The sequence below is a fragment of the Limnohabitans sp. genome, assembly GCF_030158565.1.
GTDB lineage: Bacteria > Pseudomonadota > Gammaproteobacteria > Burkholderiales > Burkholderiaceae_C > Limnohabitans_A.
In genome coordinates, this window is record NZ_JAOASQ010000065.1 from 1 (window position 1) to 22,636 (window position 22,636).

Consider the following 22,636-nt stretch of genomic DNA (forward strand, 5'->3'; position numbering starts at 1 on the left):
ACCAAGAGCCCATGCTCATGAGCACCAGGATCAGCAGCGTGCCTTTGGCCACGGCGTCACCTTGGCCCCACAGCGCGGACAAGCCGTAGGGGTTTTCTTCAACAACGGCCGTGGCGGCGGCATCTGCAGCTTGCGCCATGACTGAGCCCGCCATCAGCAAGCTGGCCCAAATGCTGGCGATGGTGATGTGTTTGATATTGGTTTTGAACATGGTGAGGGTCTCCTCTGAAAATTCTTGAAGGTGTTTGAAAGATTGAACGGTTTGCGTCATTCCAGACGCCAGGTGTATTTCATGCTGGCCCAAGCCTGTTCAGGTTTGCCGTCCACCGTCGCGGGCTTGAATTGACAGCGTGACAAGCCTGCGCGAGCGGCTTCATCCAGTCGCTTGTAACCGGAAGATTTGTCGATTTCTGACTGGAGCACTTTTCCGTCGGGCCCGATCAGAAATCGCAGACTCACCGTGCCTTCTTCTTCCATGCGACGTGATGCGCTGGGGTATTCGGGCTTTTCACAGTTGGCTGAGTTGACCACCGCGCCTGTTCTCACAGGTTCTGCCTTGACGACAGGTGCAGGGGGTGTCGGTGGTGCGGGCGGTAGTGGTGTTGCGGCAACCGCTGCAATGGCATTGACCGATGGCGCACTGGGCGCAACAGCCACCTCGACGGGCGGTATATAAGCTGGCGGTGGGGGCGTGGATGCTTTAGGCGGCGGAGGAGGCGGCGGCGGGGGCGGAATGTCGGGCTTGGTTTCTTCCAGCAAAACGGCTTCGACAGGCCCTTTGATTTTTTTTACAAAAGCACGGGCCAAACCGGAATTGATGGCCCAGAAAAGCAAAAGATGCAAAACCACCACCAGGCCAAATCCCAACAAGTGCTTGCTCGGTTTTCTTTGCCGACTGGCGTAATCGTCCATGTGCTTTGTCCTCCGAGTCAGGTCAGCACCGACCGGAGTGCTGCGGGCATTGATTGTAGTTGGGTGTGTACTCAGCCTCGGTATCCACAGAGCGGCAATGCGGGGTGTGAATGTGCTGTAACCCGAATGAATCCAACGGGCGGTCAAGTGGACATGAATGCCCATGACAATCGCTGCTTGCCTGAACCGGATGCCTGCATTGAATTCACCTTCCAACTTCCAACGTCCCGCCGTAGCTACGCTGGTCCTGCCCCTGCTGGTGGAATTGTCTTTGGGACTTGTCGTCGGCTTGGCGGGAACCATCTGGGCGGCGCGCATCTCGGATGCTGCAGGCGGTAGTTTTGCATTGACCAACCATGTCTTTGGTTTCTTGTTCATGGTGTTTCGTCTTGTGGGCGCTGGTGTGAGCGTGGTCATTTCGCAAAACCTGGGGGCAGGTGATCGGCGCGAAGCTGACCGCATTGCCCGTGCTGCATTGGCGTGGGGCACTTGGATGGGCGGACTGGTGGCCCTGTGCGCGGGTTTCGGTGCGGCGGTGCTGGTCAGCTTGCTCAATGCGCCCGCCGATGTGGAGGTGTTGGCCGTGCCCCTGTTGCAAGCCCTGGCGCTTGCCCTGCTCCTGGATGCTTGGAACGCCTGCATGGCCAGTGTCATGCGCGCCCATTTGCGCAACCGAGACACCTTGCTGGTGGTGGTACTTATGCATTTGTGCCATGTGTTGATGGCTTGGCCGCTGATGAGGGGCTGGGGTTCCATTCCCGCGTTGGGCTTGACAGGGTTTGCGGTGGCCTTGGTCGTCAGTCGCGGGGTCGGCATGGCCTTGCATCTGTGGCTGTGGCGCAAGCGACTGGACTTGCGACCCCGTTGGGCAGATTGGTGGCGTGTAGAGAAGACTCGACTGTGGCCCGTGCTGCACATTGGCTTGCCTGGGGCCGCTGAAAACATGGCGTGGGAGCTGGCTTTCATGTGCAGTGTGGCTGCAGTCGGCGTCATGGGCACCCAGGCACTGGCCACGCAAGCCTATGTGTTGCAGTTCAACATGTGGATCTTGATCAGTGGCGCAGCGATCGGCATCACGGTCGAAATGCTGGTGGGCCACATGGTCGGGGCCAGGCAACTGCGGCAAGCGCATGAGCTGGTCAGACGTGCGCAAAAAATGGGCTTTTTCATCACCTTGCTGGTCGCTTGTGCGATGGCTCTGGGGGCGCCTTGGTTGCTGAGCTTTCTGACTCAGGATCCGAAGATCATTGAAGACGGTGTCAAGCTGCTTTGGTTGTCCATTCTTTTGGAAACGGGCCGCACGTTCAATTTGATCGTGATTGCAGCGCTTCGCGCCACGGGGGATTCTCGGTATCCCTTTTACGCTGGCGCGGGATCCATGGCCATCGTGCTGGCTGGGGGCAGCTGGTTGCTCGGTGTCCATTTCCAGTGGGGCCTGGCGGGCGTATGGGTGGCCTATGCCGCAGATGAATGGATTCGGGGCATGCTGATGTGGCGCAGATGGCTCAGTTTGGGCTGGTTGCCGCATGCGAAGACCACCCATGCCCGCTTGCGTGATCAGCGATTTCGTCAGCCCTGAGCATGCCTCTTGAGGTTTCAATCGGGTTACCAAATTCACTGACGGGCACCCGCCGCATCGAATTCTGATCACAATCACGCGAGGAGAAAATTTCCATGAAAAAACAGCGCTCAAGCCAAGCCCACTGGGCCAACCAATTGATTCTTTTGACGGGTTTGTTGTTCTGCATGGCGTCAGTTCATGCGCAAGCCACTGCCCCCGCCACATTGCGCGCCGAAGTGCACAAGCCCTTGACGGCCGCGCAAGAGGCACTCAAAAACAACCAAACGGATCAGGCGCTGAACCTGACACGAGAAGCGCTGTCGGTGAACCAGCTCACGCCGGTGGAGCGTGCCTTCGTCATGCGAACGCAAGCGGCTGCGGCAGTGCGCAGCAAGAACTGGGACTTGGCCATCGAGTCGCTGGAATATTTGGTGAACTCATCGGATGTGCCGCAGACAGATAAGCGCTCCATGCTGGAGTCCCTGATGAACGCCAGCTTGCAAAAGAAAGACAACGCCCGTGCCGTCAAGTGGGGGCGTCAATACCTGCAAGAAGGCGGGACCAACCCGGGCATTCGCTTGGCCATGATTCAGACTTTGTCTGTCATGGGCGAACACAAGCAAGTGTTGCAAGAAGTCCAGGAAAAGATGCGGCTGGATGCGGCTGCGGGACAAAAGACGCCAGAGCAGGATCTGCGTCTGATGGCCATCAGTTACCGCCAACTCAAGGACGATGCAGGTTATACGCGCACGCTCAAGCGCTTGGTCAGTGACTACCCCTCCAAAGCCTATTGGGCGGAAGTGATCGCGCGCATGGCCCAGCAGCCCGGCCTCAATTCACGTCAGGAACTCAATCTGTACCGCCTGCTGGAGCAAACAGGCAACATGGAAGAGGTGGATGAATACACCGAAATGGCCAATTTGGCGATCAAGGCTGGTCTGCCTGCCGAGGCCTTGCGTGTACTGAACAAAGGCTTTGAGCAAGGCATTTTGGGCAAGGGCGCAGATGCGCCAGCGCAGACCAAGTTGCGTGCTGATGCGCTTAAAAAGACCCAGGAAGATGCCAAGGGGTTTGCTCAATTGGAAAAATCAGCCAAAGACGCGGTGACCTGGACTGCTGTGGCCGATGTGTACTTCTCTCAGCAAAACTGGACGGCTGCACACACCGCCTATGCCAAGGCCCTGGAATTGGGTGGTTCGCGGCGTGAAAACGATTTGCGATTGCACGATGCCATCAGCTTGTTCCAGTTGGGACAGAAAGAGTCTGCACGACAGCAATTGGCGGCCATTCAGGGCGATGCGGCGTGGTCCGAGATCGCTCATTTGTGGGGCATTTTGGCCCGCTGAGCGGAAACACGATCACCATTTCATTGCAACCGTGCCTCACGGCGCACAGGTTTGAGAGCCTGTGCGCCGTTTTGATTTGATGCTGTGGTGATGGCGATCTTGGACCGAGTAGAAACCCTATTGCAATCGATTGCAAAGTCGGATAAATTGCAGCAATTCCATCAACTGTGCATCCGTTTGCACATGTGACGCAGCCACATGAATCCACTTTCACACGCATCGCCGCCTCGTCTGTCGATCTCACAGATCGTTCAAATGAACATCGGCTTTTTGGGCCTGCAATTCAGCTTTGGCTTGCAGCAAAGCAGCATGGGTCCCATTTACAGTTATCTGGGGGCGAATGAGGCCGAGTTGCCCTTGTTGAGCCTGGCGGGGCCGATCACAGGCCTTCTTGTGCAGCCCATCGTCGGGGCCATGAGTGACCGCACCACCTCTCGGTACGGACGGCGTACCCCGTATTTTTTGATTGGCGCGATCCTTTGCTCGCTCAGTTTGTTTGCCATGCCCTACAGCTCGGCGTTGTGGATGGCCGCCTCCTTGCTTTGGATTTTGGATGCAGCCAACAACGTGACCATGGAGCCCTACCGTGCCTATGTGGGTGATCGACTGCCCAAAGACCAGCATGCAGCGGGTTACATCATCCAAAGCGCCTTCACAGGTTTGGCGCAAACACTGGCGTACTTGATGCCATCCATTTTGGTGTGGTTTGGCATGAACAAAGACGCGGTGGGTGACAACCATATCCCGCAGATCACACTGGCCTCATTTTTGATTGGTGGTGTGATTTCCGTGACCACCATCTTTTGGTCCATTTGGCGTGTGCCTGAGTTGCCACTGTCGGCAGAAGATAAAAAACGAATAGAGAGTCAAAAACAAGGCTTGGTCGCCACATTGAAGGAAATATGGGACGCGATCCGTGAAATGCCTGTGCCCATGCGGCAAATGGCCTGGATGAAATTGTTCCAGTGGATGGCCATGGGCTGGTATTGGCAGTACGTTTCGTACTCCATTGCCCGCAGTTTGTTCGACACCTCGGACCCCACATCCACTGGCTTTCGCGATGCTGTTTTGGTCAATGGACAAATCGGTGGTTTCTATAACGCGGTGTCCTTTGTGACAGCCTTGTTGATGGTGGGCTACACCAAACGGTATGGCGCACCCAAAGTGCATGCACTGTGCTTGGTGTTGTCCGGCATGGGCATGTGGTGCATACCCCAAATTCAAACCCAGGCCTGGCTCTTCTTGCCGGCCGTGGGGGTGGGTTTGGGTTGGGCCAGCATCATGGGCAATCCCTATGTCATGTTGGCACGCAGTGTGCCGCCTGAACGCACGGGGGTGTACATGGGCATTTTCAACATGTTCATCGTGATTCCATTGTTGTTGGGTGGCTTGATCGTCAGCCAGCTTTACGACACGGTGTTTGCGGGTGACCCGCGCAATGTGCTGATGATGTCCGGCGTGTTGATGGTGTGCGCTGCGCTGGCCACTTTGCGCGTGAAAGTTCCAGATTGAAAGTTCTTGATCGTCGGTGAGAGCTGGTGTCTCAAAAAAGGTGCAAGTGCATCTTCGAATATGTTCCGTGAATGATGAAAAAATGAAAAACAAGGTTCAACTGATCACTTATGTCGACCGATTCGGAGGATCGACAATCCCGCAACTTCAGGAGTTGCTGGATGGGCCTTTGAAAGGCGTGTTTGGTGGCGTGCATCTGCTGCCCTTCTTTCACAAAATCGATGGCGCAGATGCCGGATTCGATCCGATTGACCACACCCGCGTGGATGAACGTCTTGGAAGCTGGCATGACATCAAGCAACTGACGCACAGCGCAGATGTGATGGCTGATGTGATCGTCAACCACATGTCATCCGAGTCTCCTCAGTTCATGGATTACTCGGAAAAAGGCAGTGCATCGGCATTCGACGGCTTGTTCCTGACCATGGAGTCGGTGTTTCCAAATGGGGCAACCGAGCAAGACTTGCTGGCCGTGTACCGTCCACGTCCCGGTATGCCGTTCACGGTCACCACCTTGGCCAACGGCGAGCGTCGTTTGCTGTGGACCACCTTCACACCCCAGCAAATCGACATCGATGTGCACACACCAGCAGGCAAAGCCTATTTGGAATCGATCTTGCAAAAGCTCTCGCAAAGCGGTGTGACCATGGTGCGACTGGATGCTGTGGGCTATGCCATCAAGAAGGCCGGTGCCAACTGCTTCATGATGCCCGAGACGTTTGATTTCATCAAAGCCTTTGCGCAACGGGGTCGGGAATTGGGCCTGGAAGTGCTGGTGGAAATCCATTCGTACTACAAGCGGCAGATGGAAATCGCCAAGCAGGTCGATTGGGTGTACGACTTTGCCTTGCCACCTTTGGTGTTGCATGCGCTGGAATTCGGCCGCAGTGCGCCGCTGCGTGCCTGGCTGGACCAACGCCCCAACAACGCCATCACCGTGCTCGACACGCACGACGGCATCGGCATCATCGACATCGGCGCAGATGCGGCAGATCGTGCCAACAACCCAGGCTTGGTGCCTCCGAATGAGCTGGATGAATTGGTGGAGCGCATGCACCGCAATTCACAAGGGCAAAGCCGTCAGGCCACAGGTGCAGCCGCGTCCAATCTGGATCTGTACCAGGTCAACTGCACGTTCTTTGATGCCATGGGTCGCAATGAAGCCGCCTACCTGATCGGGCGCGCCATTCAGTTTTTTGTGCCGGGCATCCCTCAGGTCTATTACGTGGGCCTTCTGGCGGGCGAGAACGACATGGCGCTGCTGGCTGAAACCAAAGTGGGCCGAGACATCAATCGCCACTACTACCCACGCGATGAAGTCTTGCAAGCGATTCAGAAACCGGTGGTGGCACGTCTGCTGGATTTGATCCGTCTGCGCAATGAGCACCCGGCATTCAATGGTCAATTCAGCCATGCCGCTGATGCCGAACATGCGTTGACGCTGTCTTGGACTCAGGGCGCTGATGCCATTCGTTTGGTGGTGGATTTGAAGGCGAAGTCGGGCGTGATCCATTTCAGTTCGCCAACGGGTGAGCAGCAATTTGAATTGCGTTGAAAAAGTATCGGACTCAAAAAATCAAGCAATCAAGCCGGTCAGCGACATGACCGGCTTTTTGTCCCAATGGAGCTAAGCATGGAAAACAGCAATCGTCAGATCCGAAACATCGTCATTGTTGGAGGCGGCTCTGCTGGATGGATGGCAGCAGCCTCGCTGTCCAATGCGTTGACTCAAGGCTGTCAGATCACTTTGATTGAGTCCGACGAAATTGGCACCGTCGGTGTGGGCGAGGCCACCATTCCGCCCATCAAAACACTCAACCGCACGATGGGCCTGGACGAAGCCGAATTCATGCGGCGAACGCAAGGCACCTTCAAGCTGGGCATCCAGTTCATTGACTGGGCCAAACAAGGCCACAGCTACTTTCACCAGTTCGGCCCGCATGGTGTGCAGTTTGACTATTCGCCCTTGCACCAGTTCTGGCTCAAAAGCCGCCAGTATCAAGAGATGCCGACCATCGACGAATATTCCATGGCCTGGGCCGCAGCCAGCCGTGGCAAGTTTGATCGTCCCAGCCAAGATCCTCGGCAGGTCACATCGATGTACGACTACGCGTACCACTTCGATGCAGGCCTTTATGCCAAATACCTGCGTGAAGTCTCTGAAAAACGTGGTGTCAAGCGTCTCGAGGGCAAGATCGTTCATGTCGGATTGCGCGACGGCGATGGCTTTGTCGAGAAGGTGCGGCTGACCGACGGCCGAGAAATTGTGGGTGACTTGTTCATCGATTGCTCTGGCTTTCGTGGCCTCTTGATTGAAGAAGCCTTGCAGACGGGCTACGAAGATTGGAGTCACTGGTTGCCCTGTGACCGCGCGATGGCGGTGCCCTGCGAGTCGGCAGGCGATCCTTTGCCCTATACGCGTGCCACGGCCCGTGAAGCCGGCTGGCAATGGCGCATCCCTTTGCAGCACCGCATTGGCAATGGCTATGTGTTCTGCAGCCAATTCATGAGCGAAGACGAGGCCGCATCTCTGCTCTTGCAGCGTCTGGATGGCAAGGCCTTGGCCGATCCTCGTCCCTTGCGATTCACCACGGGTCGACGCAAAAAATTCTGGAACAAAAACGTTGTTGCACTGGGTCTGTCCAGCGGTTTCATGGAGCCCTTGGAGTCCACCAGTTTGCACCTGGTGCAATCGGGTATTTCCAAATTGTTGGCCTTTTTCCCAGATCGTGATTTCGATCCGATCATTGCAGATGAATACAACCGCTTGGGCAATGCAGAATTTGAACGCATCCGTGATTTCCTGATCCTGCATTACAAGCTCACGACACGCGAAGATTCGCCTTTGTGGCGCTACACCTCCGCCATGAGCATTCCGGATTCGCTGCAGCACAAGATGACGCACTTCAAGCGCTATGGCCGCATCGTGACCGATGGCTATGACTTGTTCGGGCCCTCCAGCTGGTTGGCTGTTCAACTGGGGCAGCTCAACATGCCCGAACGCCATGACCCGCTTGTGGATCACCGCCGTGTGGACGGTGACAGCACACTCAAGCAACTGCGCAAGGCCATGAATGCGGCTGCAGACGCCATGCCCACGCACATGGCCTTCATTCGACGTCACTGCGCGGCGCAATGATTGTCAAGGCATGAAAAAAGAAACCGAAAAGCACGCTCGGCCAGCCTACCATTTCACGCCGCAAGCCCATTGGATGAACGATCCCAATGGGCTTGTTTGTCACGAGGGTGTTTATCACCTGTTTTACCAGTACCACCCCTACAGCACGGAGTGGGGGCCCATGCACTGGGGTCACGCCACCAGCACAGATCTGCTTCATTGGCAGGAGCATGAGGTCGCGTTAGAGCCCGATGATCTGGGGATGATCTTCTCGGGCAGTGCCGTATTCGATGCACACAATACTTCAGGCCTGTCCCCTGCAGGGCAAGCGCCTTTGGTGGCTGTGTTCACTCACAGCCTTCCTGACTCAGCAGAGCCAGGGCGTGCACTGCAGCAACAAAGCCTGGCCTACAGCGTGGATGCAGGCTTGACTTGGCAAAAATATGCTGGCAATCCTGTCATCAGCAATCCGGGTTTGAAGGACTTTCGCGACCCCAAGGTGTTCTGGCACGCGGCATCTTCGCGTTGGGTGATGAGTCTGGCTTGTGGTGACCACATTGCTTTTTACGCTTCCACAGACCTCAAGTCGTGGCGCTGGCTCAGCAACTTTGGTCACAGTGCAGGCGCACATGGCGGTGTTTGGGAATGCCCTGACCTCGTGGCCTTGTCCTTGAATGGCCGTGAGCGCTGGGTGCTTTTGGTCAGCCTCAATCCAGGCGGTCCGCAAGGCGGCTCTGCGACGCAGTATTTTGTCGGTGACTTTGATGGGGTGACCTTCACGCCTGAGCATACCGATACCCGATGGGTCGATTGGGGTGCAGACAACTACGCTGGGGTGACTTGGAGCAATACACCCGGGCGATGCCTTTTCATCGCCTGGATGAGCAATTGGCAGTATGCGCACCAGGTTCCGGCGGCGCCAGGGCGAGGCGTCATGACCTTGCCGCGTGATTTGCAATTGCAGGATGTGGGGGGCCAAACATACTTGTGTTCGCCCGTGGCGGCTGAAGTGGCGCAAGCCTTTCACCCTCTGTCGTATGGAGAGCAAGGTGAAAACAATCACCCGGAACTGAGCGCATGGTTGAAGGCTGCGCAATCGGGCTTTCGACTGAATATTCTTGCTGATGCGCGTTCATCGTGGTTTGTGCAATTGCAAAATGAGGACGGTCAGCAGTGGCGGTTGAGTTTTGATCCGGAAAAAGCCCTCTACGAAGTTGACCGAAGTCAGTCTCAGTCCAAGTGTGTGACGCCTGAGTTTGCGGTAGCGCATCGGGCACCGCGACTGAGCTATTCTGAAACGTGCGAAGTGGCGGTTTACGTCGATGCCATCTCAATGGAAACGATTGCTGATCAAGGTTTGACGTCCATCACAAGCCTCGTTTTTCCTGATTCGCCTTGGACAGCTGTGTTTGTGCAGGGGAATTTGACGATGAGCTTCTCTGGCCTGTAAACAAAAGCATTTCAGTCGGAAACGAAACTGATTTGTAACCAACAAAACCGTCATATTTCCGCAACAGCCTAGGGTTTTTACCAAATTGCAATCGATTGCAATCGGGCTTTAATTCACATGTCTAGTTGGACGATTCGACTAGTCCATTCATTAACACCAGGAGATACGATGAAAAAGATCCCCAGCTACACCCCTGTAGCATTTGCTGTGGCAGCTTTGCTGCAAGCTGGCGCCGCACAGGCCCAAGAAAGCCTGAAGCTCGACGAAGTGGTTGTGACCAGCTCTTCGACCGCCAAATCCAAAATGCGCAGCTCGGTTTCTGTGACCGACGTGGATGGTGATGCCATCAAAGATTTCGGCGCCCGCACCGAATCCGAAGTGTTGTTGCTGATCCCTGGTATCCGTACGGAAGCCACAGCAGGCCCAGGCGGTAACGCCAACATCTCCGTTCGCGGTCTGCCAATTTCTTCTGGCGGCTCCAAATACGTCCAGATCCAGGAAGACGGTCTGCCCACCGTTCAGTTCGGTGACATGATGTTCTCGAACAACGATTATTGGACACGTTTTGACAACAACGTTGACAGCATTCAAACGCTGCGTGGTGGCTCTTCATCCGTGTATGCATCGCACGCCCCAGGCGCTGTGATCAACTACATGAGCAAAACCGGTAAAGAAGCAGGCGGCTCGATTGGTCTGACCAAGGGTTTGAACTTCAATGAAACCCGTGTGGATGGTGATGTGGGCGGCCGCATTGGTACCGACATGTACTACCACGTTGGTGGCTACTTCCGTGACGGTGAAGGTGCTCGTCAGGCAGCTCCTGGTGCTTTGCATGGCTACCAGATCAAGGCCAATGTGACCAAAGAATTCAACGGCACCAAAGGCTACATCCGATTGAACCTCAAGGCATTGGACGAGACTGCTCCCACAACGCCACAGACATTCTTGACAGCAACATCGAGCAATGGTGTTTTGTCTGGATTCGGTAATGCACGCGGTTTCAATGGCCTGTATGACTCGCAGTATTCGAAGTTCAACAGCTCGTTCCCCGCGATGGACCCTGTGACCGGTCAGATTTCTCAATCGTCTTTGACGAATGGCATCACCTCGAAGTCCAAATCGGTTGGCTTTGAGTTCCACAATGAGTTGAACAACGGCTTCACGGTGGACAACAAGTTCCGCGTGTCGCAAAACGCAGGTGCTTTCCAGACTCAATTCTGGGATGTCAAGACATTGAGCAGTGCTCTTGGTGGCATCACAGGAGCCTCGTACGCGAAGTACTTGAACGGTCCTAAAGCGGGTCAAGTTGTGACAGATGCAAACTTGGCTTCTGGCTTGGTCTCGACAGGTGGCGCAATCAACGTGCAAACACCTGACATGGGCAACTTTGTCAACGACTTCTCAGTCAGCAAAGCATTTGACTTGGGCAATGGCAACAAACTGAACGCCAAGACTGGTCTGTTCTACTCGCGCCAGAACGTGGTTCAGAAATGGAGCATCAGCACACGCGTGGTTGAAGCCGCATACAACGGTGCTGTGATTGACGTTTTCAACGCTCAAAACGCTGCATTGACCAACCAAGGTTTGACCGGCTACAACAACAGCTGGGGTGCTGACAGTGCCAAGAACATCAATGAACAGTTCACCACAACTGCTCCTTACTTGGGTCTGAACCTCGAAACCGGCAACTGGGATTTGGATGCCGGTATCCGTAATGAGCACTTCCGTGGCTACGGCTATGCTGATGTGGGTGCAGCCGGTCCGACTGTGAATGGCTTGTCAACCACGATGGCCACTAACCGTATCTTGGCTGACTACAAGGTCAGCTACAACAACTATTCTGCAGGTGCCAACTACCGCGTCAACAAAGACCTGAGCGTCTTCGGCCGCTACAGCTTGGGCCACCGCGCCATTTCTGACCGTCTGTTGACCACGTCGAACAACTTCAACGCCATGGGTGGTCTGGCTGCTGGCGCGGGTGACATCGCTGTGGCACCTGTTGCGCAGCTTGAATTTGGTACGAAGACCCGTGGCAATGTGGGTGGCGGTCGTTACGCTTTGTCTGCAACTTACTTCCACTCCACGACCAAAGAGTTTGACTACGATCCAACCCGCAACATCCAGCGTGATGGTCCTTACCTGCGCGAGCTGGGCTACAAGGCTGACGGTGTTGAATTCGAATCGGGCTACTCCATTGGCAACTTTGCTCTGAACGCCAACGCTGTGTACAGCGATGAATCGTTCACCAAAAACACCGCGAGCAACACCTATATCGGTAAAACACCTGCTGGTTCTACAAAGTGGCGCTACACCATTTCCCCACGCTACACCTTGGGTGACACTGTGATCGGTGCAACAGCACGTGGTGTTGGCAAGATGTACCTGAACGATGCCAATACGTCATCGGTGAATGGCCATTACATCGTGAGTGCTTTCGTGAACCACAACTTCGGCAACGGCGTCATTGGTTCTTTGAACGTGAACAACCTGTTCAACAAACTGTACCCATCGAGCACAGCTGGCCTGATCAGCGGCAACGTGTATGGTGCTGGTGTTGAAACCGGTCGCACCATCAGTGCCACTGTGAAGTACAAGTTCTAATCCAACTTGCCAAGCAGGCCGACGTCAGGGACGCGGTCTGCTGTTTCTGCGGAAACATGTTCAGGTGTGCACTCTGTCACTTGAACCGGCCGACGACATGCGAATGTCGCCGGCCAATTTTTTTCAGGCAAGCTCTTGCCTCAGATATTTCCTAATTTTGTCTTGCACGGCCATGTTGATGGCATCAAGGACGAAGCGCGCATGAAATTCTCTTTTGCATTTTGGTTGATCACCCTGAGCGTGTGGCTGGGCATGAGTGCACCGGCGCAGGCTGTTGAGGTCACCATCACTTGCGGCCCGGGTGGCAGCGATGTCGAGTTTTGCCTCAAGCATGCCCAGGCCTGGGCTGCCAAAACGGGCAACACCGTCCGCAATTTTTCACCACCAGGTGGTTTTGGAGAAAAGATTGCGCTGTACCGCCAGTTGTTCGCCGCCAAGTCCAGCGATGTGGATGTGCTGATCGTGGATGGCACTTGGCCAGGTATTTTGAAAGACCACTTGACCGACCTCAAGCCCTACAGCAAGGGCTGGGAAAACCAGCATTTTCCAGCCATGGTGGCCAACAACACCGTCAACGGACGTTTGCTGGCCATGCCATGGTTCACCGATTCGGGGCTCTTGTATTACCGCAAAGACCTGCTGGCCCAGTATGGGGAAGCCGTCCCCACCACATGGGCTGAGCTGACCCGCATGGCACAAAAAATTCAGACGGCTGAGCGCCACAAAGGACGTCAAGATTTCCACGGCTTTGTTTTTCAAGGCAAGGCCTATGAAGCACTGACCTGCTTCACCCTCGAGTTGGTGGGCGGTCATGGCGGTGGCACGATCATGGATGCCGATGGCACCATCACCATCAACAACCCACAAGCGGCCAAAGCCTTGGATCTGGCGGCGTCCTGGATCGGCACCATCTCGCCCATCGGGGTTCTGAATTACGAAGAAGAAGAGGCGCGAGGCGTCTTTCAAAATGCCAACGCCTTGTTCATGCGCAATTGGCCCTATGCCTGGGCCTTGATGGAAAAAGACGACAGTCCCGTCAAAGGCAAAGTGGGCATTGCCAAATTGCCCGGGCAGCCCAGCACTGCGGCCTTGGGTGGTTGGCAATTGGCGGTGTCCAAATACAGCCAACACCCGGCAGAGGCGGCCGATCTGGTGATGTACATGACCAGCGCCAAAGTGCAAAAGGCCAGAGCCATCGGCAACTCCCTGAACCCGACGCTACCTGAGCTTTACAAAGACAAGGATGTGATCGCCGCCAATGCGTTCATGGCTAATTTGTCGGATGTGTTTGCCAACAGTGTGGCCAGACCGGCCACATTGACGGGCCTGAAGTACCCGCAAGTCAGTCAAAGCGTTTTCAGCGCTGCGCATGAAGTCCTGTCCAAGCGTGCCACAGGCGAAGAGGCTGTGAAACGGCTGGAGCAGCGCCTCAAGAAAATTCGTCGCAAACACTGGTGAAATCCATGCATTCAAGAACACGCACGGCCTGGCTGTTTTTGACCCCCATGATCGTGCTCATGCTGATCGTGGCGGTCTGGCCATTGGCCCGATCCATTTGGTTCAGTTTTACCGATACCAACATCAACGACATTTCTGCGGGCCAATGGGTCGGTCTGGAAAACTACTTCGGTGAATACGGCCTGTTTTTCAATCCCAACGATGAAGAAGGCTTTTGGTCAGGCGACTGGGGAATTTCCATCCGCAACACCTTTGGCTTTGCGGTGGTCTCGGTTGTTCTGGAAACCCTCACGGGACTGGGTGTGGCTTTGCTGCTCAACCAGGACTTCAAAGGCCGTGCACTGGTGCGCACTGCTGTGCTGGTGCCTTGGGCGATCCCGACCATCGTGTCGGCCAAGATGTGGGGCTGGATGCTCAATGACCAGTTTGGTGTGATCAACACCTTGCTTTTGAATGCCGGGTTGATCGGCAGCAAGATCGCCTGGACTGCTGAGCCCAGCTATGCCTTGTGGACCGTGGTGCTGGTGGACGTGTGGAAAACTACGCCCTTCATGGCACTCTTGGTCTTGGCCGCACTGCAAACCGTGCCCAAAGACTGTTACGAAGCGGCCCGCGTCGATGGCGTGCACCCGCTGCGCGTGTTCTGGCGCATCACCTTGCCCTTGATCCGCCAGCCCTTGATGGTGGCCATCGTGTTCCGCTTGCTCGACTCGCTGCGCGTGTTTGACCTGATTTATGTGCTGACCTCCAACGGTAGCAGCACCATCAGCATGTCGGGCTTTGTGCGCCGTGAAATGGTGGAGTACGGCAACATGGGTTTTGGCTCTGCCGCCTCCACCTCCTTGTTCCTGATCATCATGCTGACTGCGGTGATCTTCTTGCGCCTGACCCGTGTGAAATTGGCTGAGGACAACCCATGAAGCAACGCTCCACATTGGCCACGGTCCTGCTGTACCTGATCTCGGCCGTCGTCGTCATCTTGTCGCTTTACCCGTTTGTGTATGCGATCTCGACATCGCTCAAAACCGGCAATGCCTTGTTCACCGCAGACCTCTTGCCCAGCAATGCCGATCTGCGCAATTACCGCGCATTGTTTGAAGGCGTCCAGCCCTTCGGCAAAAGCCTGGTCAATTCAATCGTTGTGTGCTTTCTAACGGTGGCATTTGCCATGTTGATGGGCATCACAGCCGCTTATGCCTTGGGCCGTATTCGTTTCAAAGGCAAAGGCTTGCTGCTCGTGAGCTTGCTGGGCGTGTCCATGTTTCCTCAGGTGGCCGTGCTCTCGGGCATGTTCGAGTTGATCCAGTCGCTCGGCCTTTACAACAAGGTGTTGGGCCTGGTGGTGCCTTACACCATTTTCACATTGCCTTTTACGGTCTGGATCTTGACCACCTTCATGCGCGAGTTACCTGGTGAGCTTGAAGAGGCCGCCATCATGGACGGTTGCGGCCCGCTGCGCATCATTTTTCAGGTTTTCATGCCACTGTTGTGGCCCGCATTGGTGTCCACAGGCTTGTTGGCCTTCATCGGGGCCTGGAACGAATTCATGTTTGCCTTGACCTTTGTCGTCAGCGACACCGAGCGCACCGTGCCCGTGGCCATCTCGCTGATTGCAGGGGCCACGGCATTTGAAATCCCTTGGGGCACCATCATGGCTGGCTCGGTGATCGTCACCGTGCCGCTGTTGTTGCTGGTGTTCTTCTTCCAAAAACGCATCGTGTCCGGCTTGACGGCGGGCGCGGTCAAAGGCTGATGGCTGCACACACATGAGCAAAGCACCCAACAACAAATGGTGGCGCGGTGGCGTCATTTACCAAATCTACCCCCGCTCTTTTGCCGACAGCAACAGCGACGGCGTGGGCGACTTGCCGGGCATCACGGCCAAGCTGGACCATGTGGCCCAACTGGGCGCCGATGCGATCTGGTTGTCGCCCATTTTCAAAAGTCCCATGAAGGACTTTGGCTACGACGTCAGCGACTACTGCGACATCGATCCCCTGTTTGGCACGCTCGATGATTTCCGCACTTTGGTGCAGACCGCACACACCAAAGGGCTGAAGGTGGTGATCGACCAAGTGCTCTCGCACACCTCGGACCAGCACCCCTGGTTTGTCGAAAGTCGCGCTTCGCGTGACAACCCCAAAGCCGATTGGTACGTCTGGGCCGATGCCTTGCCCGATGGCAACCCGCCCAACAATTGGTTGAGCGTTTTTGGTGGCAGCTCCTGGCAATGGGACACGCGACGCAAGCAGTACTACCTGCACAACTTTCTGGCCAGCCAGCCCGACCTGAACTTCCACAACCCCGAAGTGGTGGACGCCATCCTCGGCACCGTTCAGTTCTGGTTGGAGATGGGGGTGGATGGTTACCGGTTGGACACCACGCCCTTTTACTTTCACGACCAGCAGCTGCGCAGCAACCCGCCACGCGACAACACGGTTGCGGCGGACCCGGCCTTGAGCGATGCCAACCCTTATGGCTGGCAGCGGCACATCTACGACAAGGAGCGCCCAGAAAACCTGGGATTCTTGAAACAACTGCGTGAATTGCTCAATCAGTATCCCGACACCACCATGGTGGGCGAAATCGGCACCGACGACAGCATCGCGACCATGGCCGAGTACACCAGCGGTGGCGACAAGTTGCACATGGCCTACAGCTTTGACTTGTTGGGCAAAGACTGCAGTGCGCCGTACCTGCATGGCCTGATGCAAAAATTCGCAGACAAAAGCAACGGTGGCTGGCCATCGTGGGCCTTGGCCAACCACGATGTAGAGCGTGTGGGTTCGCGGTGGGGTGGCCCCGAGCGTAATCTGCAGATGCTGCGTTTGGCGGCTGTCTTTCAGATGTGCTTGCGGGGTTCGCCTTGCCTCTACCAGGGCGATGAGCTGGGGCTGCCCGAAGCCGATGTGGCTTTTGAGGATTTGCAAGACCCTTATGGCATCACCATGTGGCCGGAGTTCAAGGGCCGCGACGGTTGCCGCACGCCCATGCCCTGGAACAGCCAAGCGGCTGACATCGGCTTTGGCGATGGACAAACCCAGGCCTGGTTGCCGTTCACCGAGGCCTATCGTCCACTGGCGGTGGACCTGCAAGACCAGGACGCCAATTCGCATCTGAATTTTTACCGTCAGCTGCTGAAATGGCGGCGCACCAAGCCGGCGCTCATCCACGGTGAGCAAACCTTGCTGCCCGTGCACCCCCAAGTGATGGCCTTTGTCCGCGAGCATGAAGGTCAGCGGATTTTGTGCGCCTTCAACTTCAGCGACCAGGTGGCCAGCTTGCATTTGAGCGATGCGCTTGTGCCCACCCATACCCTGCCGGTTCCGGGCCTGACTGGTGGCTGTTTGTCTGCCAAAACTTTGGCCTTTGAGCCCTTCGGCGGCCTGCTCGTGCAGCTGCTCTGATCCGAATCAATTAGAAATCCCCCGCGCTGGAGCCAACCCATGTCCCGCATTGAATTCAAGAACATCTGCAAGCGCTATGCGCCCCATTTGCCGATGACCATCCACAACGCCAACCTGACCATCGAGCATGGCGAGTTCTGCGTTTTTGTTGGCCCCTCGGGCTGTGGCAAATCCACCTTGCTGCGCATGGTGGCGGGTCTGGAAGACATCAGCTCGGGCGACCTGCTGATCGGCGACCAGCGTGTGAACGACCTGCCACCGGCCAAGCGTGGTGTGGCCATGGTGTTCCAGAGCTATGCGCTCTATCCCCACATGACCGTGGGCGAAAACATGGCTTTTGGCCTGCGTGTGCTGGGCTCGGACAAGGCCGAGATCGACCGCAAGGTCAAAGAGGCTGCTGAAATTCTGCAACTGACCCCGCTGCTAGACCGCCTGCCCAAAGCCCTGTCTGGCGGCCAGCGCCAACGCGTGGCCATTGGCCGCGCCATCGTCAAACAGCCCAAGGTGTTTTTGTTTGACGAGCCCTTGTCCAACCTCGACGCCGCCTTGCGCGTGCAGACCCGGCTTGAGATTGCCAAGCTGCACAAGGACATGGGCTCGGCCAGCATGATCTATGTGACGCACGATCAGGTTGAAGCCATGACGCTGGCCAACAAGATCGTGCTGCTGCACACGGGGGCACTCATTCAGGAGCGCGGCAGCGTGGCCCAGGTGGGCTCGCCCATGAACCTGTACCACCGCCCAGCCAGCCTGTTTGTGGCCGAGTTCATCGGCTCGCCCAAAATGAACCTGCTCCAGGGCACTTTGCGCAGTGCTGAAGCGCAGCATGCCAGCGTGGATGTGGGCGGCCAGACGCTCACGGTGTCTGTGGATGCCCGTCACCTGAAAGCAGGTGAGTCGGTACAAGTGGGCATTCGCCCGGAACACATCCCTCTGGGCACAGCGGGCGAAGGCACGGGTGTGGCCGCACAGCTGCAGCACATCGAGCGCCTGGGCGATTCATCGCTTTTGTACGTTCAGATTTCAGGCCAGCCCATCGCCACCGTCAAAGTGGAAGGCAGTGCAGCCATGGCCGCAGGTTCAGCGCTGACGCTGCGCTTATTGCCTGATCAGCTGCATCTGTTTGACAGCCAGGGCATCGCCTGCCATCGGACTGTTGAATTGCCTGAGTAAATTTTTCAGAGTTCGCCATGACCTCACACAAACTGGCCTGGTGGCAAAACAGCACCGTTTACCAAATCTACCCCCGCAGCTTTTGCGACAGCAACGGTGACGGCATCGGCGACATCCCCGGCATCACCGCCAAGCTGGATCACCTGAAAACACTGGGTGTGGACGTGGTCTGGCTCTCGCCGGTTTACCAGTCGCCCAACGACGACAACGGCTACGACATCAGCGACTACCGCGCCATCATGGGCGAGTTCGGCACCATGGCCGACTTCGACGCCATGCTCGCAGGCATGACCGAGCGTGGCATTGCACTGATGATGGACCTGGTGGTCAACCACACCTCGGACGAGCACGAGTGGTTCAAGCAAGCACGGACTTCGCGAGACAACCCGTACCACGACTATTACATCTGGCAAGAACCCATCGATGGCCGCGCACCCACCAATTGGGAATCGGCGTTTAGCGGCTCGGCCTGGAGCTTCAACGAAGCCACGGGCGAGTACTACCTCCACATGTTCTCGCCCAAGCAACCGGATCTGAACTGGGAGAACCCCAAGGTGCGCGCCGAGGTTTATGAGCTGATGCACTTCTGGTTCAAGAAGGGTGTGCGCGGCTTTCGCATGGACGTGATCAACCTGATCTCCAAACCGTGGCTGGCCGATGGCCGTCTGCCCAACGCGCCCGTGGTGCAGGATGGCTTTTTGCAGCCGGCCTTCGAGATGGTCAAGCACGGCCCGCGTTTCATGGAATTCATGCGTGAAATGCGCCGCGAGGTGCTGGACCATTACGACAGCATCACCGTGGGCGAAGCCCCGTGCGCCACAGTACAGGAAGCTCGCGAGATCACCCACCCCGAGGCCGGGGCGCTCAGCATGGTTTTTCAGTTCGAGCACATGGACCTCGACTGCCAGCCAGGCAAAGGTAAATGGGCGATCAAACCGCTGCACTTGCCTGACCTGAAGGCCAGCCTGAGCCGCTGGCAAAGCAGCCTGCACGGTCAGGGCTGGAACAGTCTCTATTGGAACAACCACGACCAGCCGCGCATCGTCTCGCGCTTTGGCGATGACAGCCCGGCTTACCGCGAACGCTCGGCCAAGATGCTGGCGACTTGCCTGCACCTGATGCAGGGCACGCCGTATGTGTACCAAGGTGAAGAGCTGGGCATGGGCAATGTGGCTTGGCCCGGCATCGAGCACTACCAGGACATCGAAACACGCAACATGTACCGCGTGGCCACACAAGAACGCGGGCAAGCGCCTGAGGATGTGCTGCGCAGCATCCACGCCAAAGGCCGCGACAACGCCCGCACGCCCATGCAGTGGTCAGCGGCATTGCATGGTGGCTTTACCACAGGTCAACCTTGGTTGGCTGCACACGACAACCACACCCACATCAACGCCGAAGCGGCGCTGGCTGATCCGAACTCGGTGTTCCACCATTACCGCCAGCTGATCGCGCTGCGCAAGCAACACCCGGTGCTGGTGCATGGCCGCTACGAACTGCTGCTGCCCGACCATTCGCATGTGTTCGCGTATCTGCGCGACGACGGTGTTCACCGCGTGCTGGTGTTGTGCAACTTCAGTGGGCAGACACAGTCTTTGCGCTGTTCACAACTGCCAGATCTGAAGGGGTCTATTGCGCTGATAAGTAATCTGCCTGATTTGACTTGGTCTGATTCTCAGAACCAACTTCAGCCATGGGAGGCGAGTGCATATTGCCTGGCGACCTGGCCGGCACCCGTTGAGGATTGAAAAGAGATCAAGCTGCCTTGGTCATCAGGGCCTTGAGCCCTTGCAATTGCGGCGCCACCATGGGCACGGTGAGCATGGTGCTGGCCACGGCCATCAGGAGCAGGGCGGTGAAGGTTTCGTGGGTGATGATCTGTTTGTCCAGCAAGATGTTGGCAAAGATGATCATGATCAGGGCCTTGGTCTGCAGCAGCCAGCCAATGATGCTGGCTTCGCCTGCAGGCCAATTCAGGATGCGGCCAGCCAACCGAATGCCCAGCAATTTGCCGGAGACTGAAGCGACCAAGAGCAAGGCGGCTACACCAAAAACGGCCACGCCGCCCACGTCCCAGTTGGTGCGCAGGCCAGTGGACAAGAAAAACACCGGCATCAGCACCAGCAGGACATGGTGGCGCAGCAAGTCCATTTTTTCCTGATCAAACCAGTCACTGTCCATGACGGCTCCGGCCAGAAAAGCGCCGACCATGAAATGCAATCCAGCCCAGTCCGCGCCAAAGGCGACCACGGCCAGCCAGATCAGGGCCACATACCAGCGGTCGCGTTCTTGCAGACACCGCATGCCTTTTCGGAAAAAGACGCAGACCAGCGTGAATGTCAGCAAAAAGACGACTTGTCGGCCTACGCGGTCCCAGTCCATGAGGATCAGCGCCAGAACGCCCCAAATGGCGATGTCGTCCAGGCTCGCATAGCGCAAGATGCGTTGGCCCAGTGGCTGGCGCAGGATGTCGAGTTTTTCCATCAGCAAGATCAAGATGGGCAGTGCCGTGACCGCGCAGGCCATGCCGACGCCCAGCACAAACTGCCAACTTAAGGCTTTGGGGCCCATCCAGCTTGATCCGTTCAAGAGTAAAAGTGCAGCTGCGCAACCGAACAGCAGCGGCGTGCCCAGTGCCAAGCCTGCCGTGACGCTGCTTTCACGGCGATAGGCCCAGGCTTTGCTCAAGTCCAACTCAATGCCTGCGATCATGACAAACAGCATGACGGCCCACCAGGCAATGCCATTGAGCGATTGGATGACTGGGGCGGAAAAAACGAATTGGTAGTACTCGGGAAACGCCTTGCCCAAGATCCCAGGCCCGAGCAAGATGCCCGTGAGGATTTGAACCACCACCAGCGGCGCGTAATAGTCGGTTTTGCCCACACGCCAGATCAGGTAAGGCACAGTGAAGATGATCGCCATGGCGATCAGAAATATCTCGGTGGTGTTCATGGCATGGAATTTTAGAAGTGCAGTTTTGAACCTGCAGCATCAGTGGTGATCAAGTGAGCGCGCCGCAGGAAGCCCGAATGAGCAATTGCGGGCTCACCTCGTGCTGCACGGGTTCAGCGCTTGTGTCGGCGTTGATCTGTGCCATCAGCAGCTTCAGAGCCATTTGCGCCTGCCCAATCGGATCTGAGTGCATGGTGGTCAGTGGTGGCGTGGCAAACGCAGCCATCGGAATATCGTCGTAGCCCACCACCGCCACATCTTGGGGAACGCGCAAGCTCGCTTCATGCAAAGCGCGCAATGCACCAAAGGCGATGGTGTCGTTGCCCGCAAAAAGGGCTGTGAACTTGACACCTCTGGCCAACAAACGTCGGGCGGCGTCGTAGCCGCTTTGTGCGCTGATGTCGGCGTATTCGACCAAGTCTCGTCGTACGGCCAAATTGGCTTGTTTCAGTGCTTGCTGCCAACCCAGTTCCCGTTCATGAACAGACTCGTATTCGGGTTGCGCGAAGCTGATGAAGGCGATGTCTTGGTGGCCCAGCTTGATCAGGTGTTGGACGGCCGTGCAGGCCGCTTTGGCCGTGTCGCTCAAGACGGTCGCCAGGTGGGGCAGTTCGCGAGGCCTGGAAGTCAGCACCACCAAGGGAATGCCTGCTTCGGTGATTTTGTCCAGGTGCGCGTGTTCGGAGGTACGCAGGTTGGCCACGATCAGGCCGTCAATGCTGCGCCCGCGCACGAGATTGACAAAGCCGCCCGGTTCACGGCCCTCGTCATCGGTGGTCTCGATCAACATTTTCAAGCCCAGTGCATGGCACTGTTCGTTCACCGTGGCCACAAGTTGCGCCAAAAAAGCATCGACATACAAATGCGCCGCTTTGGGGATGACCACGCCCACGGTTCCGGTTTGTCCGCTGGCCAGACTGCGGGCTGCGGCATTGGGTTGGTAACCCATTGACCGGGCCACCGCTAACACGCGTTCGCGCGTGGCCTCACTGATGCCGCGGTTGAGCACGCCATTGAGGACAAAGGACACCGTCGTCCGGGAAACAGCCGCTTGGCGGGCGACCTCAGCGCTGGTCGGCGGTTTTTGGCTTGGTAAGGTCATAAATCTAGTATAAACTTGAATCTAACTCGCGTTAGATCATC

General features: G+C 56.6%; 16 protein-coding genes and 1 pseudogene. 13 read left to right on the plus strand and 4 right to left on the minus strand.

Features of this window, described 5'->3' with window-relative positions; all coding sequences use genetic code 11:
• Together Q1W40_RS13590 and Q1W40_RS15170 are read right to left on the minus strand one after the other, a co-directional pair.
• Positions 1-154, minus strand: a pseudogene (locus Q1W40_RS13590) (MotA/TolQ/ExbB proton channel family protein); the annotation flags it as partial.
• Between the two features lie 113 nt (positions 155-267).
• On the minus strand, positions 268-1,290 hold the full coding sequence (locus Q1W40_RS15170) for an energy transducer TonB (RefSeq protein ID WP_366146338.1): 1,023 nt from the start codon (positions 1,288-1,290) through the stop codon (positions 268-270).
• Here Q1W40_RS15170 and Q1W40_RS13600 point away from each other — a divergent pair.
• The 13 genes from Q1W40_RS13600 to Q1W40_RS13660 all read left to right on the plus strand — a co-directional run bounded on the left by Q1W40_RS13600 (position 1,172) and on the right by Q1W40_RS13660 (position 20,286).
• Positions 1,172-2,491, plus strand: a complete 1,320-nt coding sequence (locus tag Q1W40_RS13600) for an MATE family efflux transporter (protein WP_366146339.1) — start codon at positions 1,172-1,174, stop codon at positions 2,489-2,491. The two genes, Q1W40_RS15170 and Q1W40_RS13600, sit on opposite strands and share 119 nt — an antisense overlap.
• A gap of 95 nt (positions 2,492-2,586) precedes the next feature.
• Positions 2,587-3,819, plus strand: coding sequence for a tetratricopeptide repeat protein (locus tag Q1W40_RS13605; protein WP_300712971.1), 1,233 nt, complete (start codon positions 2,587-2,589; stop codon positions 3,817-3,819).
• A 198-nt stretch (positions 3,820-4,017) separates the two neighbouring features.
• Positions 4,018-5,331 (plus strand): MFS transporter, encoded by a 1,314-nt coding sequence (locus tag Q1W40_RS13610; RefSeq protein ID WP_300712972.1) that lies wholly within the window; start codon positions 4,018-4,020, stop codon positions 5,329-5,331.
• An 82-nt stretch (positions 5,332-5,413) separates the two neighbouring features.
• Positions 5,414-6,886 (plus strand): sucrose phosphorylase, encoded by a 1,473-nt coding sequence (gtfA, locus tag Q1W40_RS13615; protein WP_300712973.1) that lies wholly within the window; start codon positions 5,414-5,416, stop codon positions 6,884-6,886.
• Between the two features lie 78 nt (positions 6,887-6,964).
• Positions 6,965-8,470, plus strand: a complete 1,506-nt coding sequence (locus tag Q1W40_RS13620) for a tryptophan halogenase family protein (RefSeq protein WP_300712974.1) — start codon at positions 6,965-6,967, stop codon at positions 8,468-8,470.
• A 10-nt stretch (positions 8,471-8,480) separates the two neighbouring features.
• Positions 8,481-9,899: a glycoside hydrolase family 32 protein gene (locus tag Q1W40_RS13625; protein WP_300712975.1), complete on the plus strand. Its 1,419-nt coding sequence runs from the start codon at positions 8,481-8,483 to the stop codon at positions 9,897-9,899.
• A gap of 168 nt (positions 9,900-10,067) precedes the next feature.
• Complete coding sequence (locus Q1W40_RS13630; protein ID WP_300712976.1) at positions 10,068-12,500, plus strand: TonB-dependent receptor; 2,433 nt, start codon at positions 10,068-10,070, stop codon at positions 12,498-12,500.
• Between the two features lie 201 nt (positions 12,501-12,701).
• Positions 12,702-13,958 carry an ABC transporter substrate-binding protein gene (locus Q1W40_RS13635; RefSeq protein WP_300712977.1) on the plus strand — a complete coding sequence of 419 codons (1,257 nt, stop codon included), beginning with the start codon at positions 12,702-12,704 and terminating at the stop codon, positions 13,956-13,958.
• A gap of 5 nt (positions 13,959-13,963) precedes the next feature.
• Positions 13,964-14,878 (plus strand): sugar ABC transporter permease, encoded by a 915-nt coding sequence (locus Q1W40_RS13640; RefSeq protein WP_300712978.1) that lies wholly within the window; start codon positions 13,964-13,966, stop codon positions 14,876-14,878.
• Complete coding sequence (locus tag Q1W40_RS13645; RefSeq protein WP_300712979.1) at positions 14,875-15,711, plus strand: carbohydrate ABC transporter permease; 837 nt, start codon at positions 14,875-14,877, stop codon at positions 15,709-15,711. The genes Q1W40_RS13640 and Q1W40_RS13645 overlap by 4 nt, the downstream gene beginning before the upstream one ends.
• A gap of 13 nt (positions 15,712-15,724) precedes the next feature.
• The gene (locus Q1W40_RS13650) at positions 15,725-17,365 is read left to right on the plus strand and encodes an alpha-glucosidase family protein (protein ID WP_300712980.1); all 1,641 of its coding nucleotides are present in this window, start codon (positions 15,725-15,727) and stop codon (positions 17,363-17,365) included.
• Between the two features lie 39 nt (positions 17,366-17,404).
• Positions 17,405-18,538 carry a sn-glycerol-3-phosphate ABC transporter ATP-binding protein UgpC gene (gene ugpC, locus Q1W40_RS13655; RefSeq protein ID WP_300712981.1) on the plus strand — a complete coding sequence of 378 codons (1,134 nt, stop codon included), beginning with the start codon at positions 17,405-17,407 and terminating at the stop codon, positions 18,536-18,538.
• 17 nt (positions 18,539-18,555) lie between these two features.
• Positions 18,556-20,286: an alpha-glucosidase gene (locus Q1W40_RS13660; protein ID WP_300712982.1), complete on the plus strand. Its 1,731-nt coding sequence runs from the start codon at positions 18,556-18,558 to the stop codon at positions 20,284-20,286.
• A 7-nt stretch (positions 20,287-20,293) separates the two neighbouring features.
• On the opposite strand, the gene Q1W40_RS13665 is transcribed toward Q1W40_RS13660, so the two are convergent.
• Together Q1W40_RS13665 and Q1W40_RS13670 are read right to left on the minus strand one after the other, a co-directional pair.
• Positions 20,294-21,493, minus strand: coding sequence for a cation:proton antiporter (locus Q1W40_RS13665; protein ID WP_300712983.1), 1,200 nt, complete (start codon positions 21,491-21,493; stop codon positions 20,294-20,296).
• A 49-nt stretch (positions 21,494-21,542) separates the two neighbouring features.
• On the minus strand, positions 21,543-22,595 hold the full coding sequence (locus Q1W40_RS13670; RefSeq protein WP_300712984.1) for a LacI family DNA-binding transcriptional regulator: 1,053 nt from the start codon (positions 22,593-22,595) through the stop codon (positions 21,543-21,545).
• Positions 22,596-22,636 lie beyond the last annotated feature (41 nt).